Annotated in this window: 2 protein-coding genes; one reads left to right on the top strand and one right to left on the bottom strand. The window is 75.7% G+C overall.

All coding sequences use genetic code 11. The annotated features are described in order from the left end of the window. Positions 1 to 139: 139 nt before the first annotated feature. Positions 140 to 1,084 carry a helix-turn-helix transcriptional regulator gene (locus VR45_RS40910; RefSeq protein WP_045945053.1) on the bottom strand — a complete coding sequence of 315 codons (945 nt, stop codon included), beginning with the start codon at positions 1,082 to 1,084 and terminating at the stop codon, positions 140 to 142. A gap of 102 nt (positions 1,085 to 1,186) precedes the next feature. Between VR45_RS40910 and VR45_RS40905 the strand changes: the two genes are divergently transcribed. Beyond that, positions 1,187 to 2,719, top strand: a complete 1,533-nt coding sequence (locus VR45_RS40905; protein ID WP_052709757.1) for an MFS transporter — start codon at positions 1,187 to 1,189, stop codon at positions 2,717 to 2,719. The last annotated feature ends 3 nt before the right edge of the window (positions 2,720 to 2,722 follow it).

Below are 2,722 nucleotides of genomic sequence, written 5' to 3'. Positions count from 1 at the left end.
ACGAACGGAAGGCCGTCACCCTCGGGTGGCGGCCTTCGGTCGTTCCCGGGGCGGGCGGGCGGGCGCGGTTCGGTCGGCCGGTCCGGGTTGAGTTGGGTTGGGTTGGGCCGACGGGCGCGGCTCGGCCGACGGGCGAGGTTCAGCCGACGGGCCCGGTGAACCGGTGGCCGCACGGGGCGGTCCAGCCGCCCCGAGGCAGCGTCGACAGCCTCTCGACCCGGCCACGGTCCTCGGGCCCCTCCGGCGTGTAGACCGCCACGTACGCCTCCGGCACCCCCGGAATCGTCAGGTACGTCGCGTTCAGCCGCATCACCCCCACCTGCGGATGCCGGAACACCTTCAGCGCCGTCCGCCGCGTCGACACCTCCTGCCTGGCCCACAGCTCCCGGAACTCGGCGCTCGCCCGCAGCAGCGACCGCACGTACTCCTCCCAGAGCGGCTCCCCGACGTGCTTGCCGTACGCGCCGCGCAGCACCGCGACCATCTGCGGCAGTTGCTCGGCCCGGTTCAGGAAGGGATTGCAGCACTCCGGGCTGGTGACCGTGCACCAGAGGCTGTTGAACCAGCTGTCGCCCGTGCGGGGCCGGCTTGTGGCGAACAGCGCCTCGTAGGCGGAGTTCCAGGCCAGCACGTCGAACCGGCTGTTGGAGACGGCGGCCGGCAGTGGCGCCAGCGCGTCCAGGATCACCTGGGTCGACGGGTCCAGCACCGGTGGGTCCGGGTGCGCCGACGGGCGGACCGCCACCCCGGCCAGCCGGAACAGGTGCTCGCGCCCGGTCGCGTCCAGCAGCAGCACCCGGGCCACCGCCGTCAGCACCTGCGCGCTGGCGTTGATCGGACGCCCCTGCTCAAGCCACGTGTACCAGGTCACCCCGACGCCGGCGAGCTGGGCGACCTCCTCGCGGCGCAGCCCGGGGGTGCGGCGGCGCAGGCCGGGCGGCAGGCCGACGTCCTCGGGGGAGACCCGGGCGCGGCAGGCGCGCAGGTACTCGGCCAGCTCGGTGCGGCGCCGGTCGCGCTGGGTGGGGACGGCGGGGACGGCGGGGGTGGGCTCGACGGTGCCAGGGGTGTCCACGACGGTCATACCCGCCATCGTGCCGCAGCCCGGTGGGGCGCAACAGGTGCTGCCAGTACCAGGATCCGCAGGCTCTAACCACTGGTACCAGGATCCGGCGAGGCTCGATCCATGACCGATCTCCAGACCCGACGCGGCCCGGTCCGGACCGCCCCGCCGACCGGCGCGGCCGGTGCCGGGACCGCCCCATCGACTGGCGCGGCCCGTGCCGCCAGGCCCGGACCGCTGCTCGCGCTCGTCCTCGGCGGCCAGTTCATGGCCGTGCTCGACACCGCCATCGTCAACGTCGCCGTGCCGACCATCCGCACCGACCTGCACGCCTCCGGCGCGGCCCTCCAGTTCGTGGTGGCCGGCTACACCATCGCCTACGCCGTGCTGCTCATCACCGGCGCCCGGCTCGGTGCCCGGTACGGCTACAGCCGGCTCTTCCAGTCCGGCCTGGCCGCCTTCACCGCCGCCTCGCTGGCCTGCGGGCTCGCCCCCGCCACCGGCTGGCTGATCGGCTTCCGGCTGCTCCAGGGCGCCGGGGCGGCCCTGATGGTGCCCCAGGTGATGAGCATCATCCAGCGGACCTTCACCGGCCGGGCCCGGATCCGGGCCCTCGGCCTCTACTCGGCCGTGCTCGCCGGCGGCATCGCGGCCGGCCAGGTGCTCGGCGGCGTGCTGGTCAGCGCGGACCTGTTCGGCGCCGGCTGGCGCCCGGTCTTCCTGGTGAACCTGCCGATCGGGCTGGTGCTGCTCGCCGCCGGGGCCCGGCTGCTGCCCGATCTGCCCGGCGACCGGGAGCGCGGCTTCGACCTGCCCGGCCTGCTGGTGCTCGGCGCCGCCCTCGGCCTGCTGGTGGTCCCGCTCGTGCTCGGCCACGAGCTCGGCTGGCCGCTCTGGGGCTGGGTGCTGCTCGGCGCGAGTGCGCTGATGTTCGCCCTGTTCGCGGTCGTCGAGCGGCGGATCGCGCGGCGCGGCGGACAGCCGCTGATCAACGGACGCGTCCTCGGCGCGGCCGGTCTGCTGCCGGCCGTCGGCGCGGTGTTCATGATCATGCTGGCCTTCGCGGGCTTCATGTTCTCCTTCGCCCTGCACCAGCAGGCCGGGCTCGGTCGGAGCGCCCTGCGGGCCGGGCTCTGCTCCGCGCCGATCGCGGTCGGCTTCGGCGCCGCCAGCCTGTACTGGCAGCGGCTGCCCCGGCGCCTGCACGGCGTCCTGCCGACCCTCGGCACCGGCCTGCTCGCCGTCGGCTACCTGGTGCTCGGCCGGCTGTTGGGCGACGGGTCCGGGGTCGGCGCGGGGCCGCTGCTGCTGACCGCCGTCCTCGGGCTGCTCGCGGGCTGCGCCTACGCGCCGCTGTTCGGCAGGGCGCTCGCCCGGGTGGCCCCCGCCGACGCGGCGGACGCCAGCGGGCTGGTGGTCACCGCCGTCCAGCTCGGCCAGGTGATCGGGATCGCGCTGCTCGGCTCGGTGTTCCTCGGCGCGGTGGACCTGCCGGCGTCCGCCCGGGGGTCGGGGCACGCGCTGCTGGTGCTGGTGACCACGGTCGCCATCGGCGGGGTCGTCGCGCTCGCCGCCGGCTTCGCCGCCAGGGCGGGGCGGGAGGAGAAGCGGGAGGGGCGTCGGGAGGGGCGTCGGGAGGCGGGGGAGGAGGGGTAGGGC

It is taken from the genome of Streptomyces sp. NRRL S-495 (genome assembly GCF_000966955.1).
GTDB classification, from domain to species: Bacteria; Actinomycetota; Actinomycetes; order Streptomycetales; family Streptomycetaceae; genus Kitasatospora; species Kitasatospora purpeofusca.
The sequence above is the reverse complement of the archived record's forward strand: the minus strand, read 5'-3'. Positions and strand labels throughout refer to the sequence as shown.

What these genes read in the sequence shown, in the direction of transcription:
- VR45_RS40910 (WP_045945053.1), bottom strand. Translation starts at nt 1,084, where the DNA reads ATGACCGTCGTGGACACCCCTGGCACCGTCGAGCCCACCCCCGCCGTC.
- VR45_RS40905 (WP_052709757.1), top strand. Translation starts at nt 1,187, where the DNA reads ATGACCGATCTCCAGACCCGACGCGGCCCGGTCCGGACCGCCCCGCCG.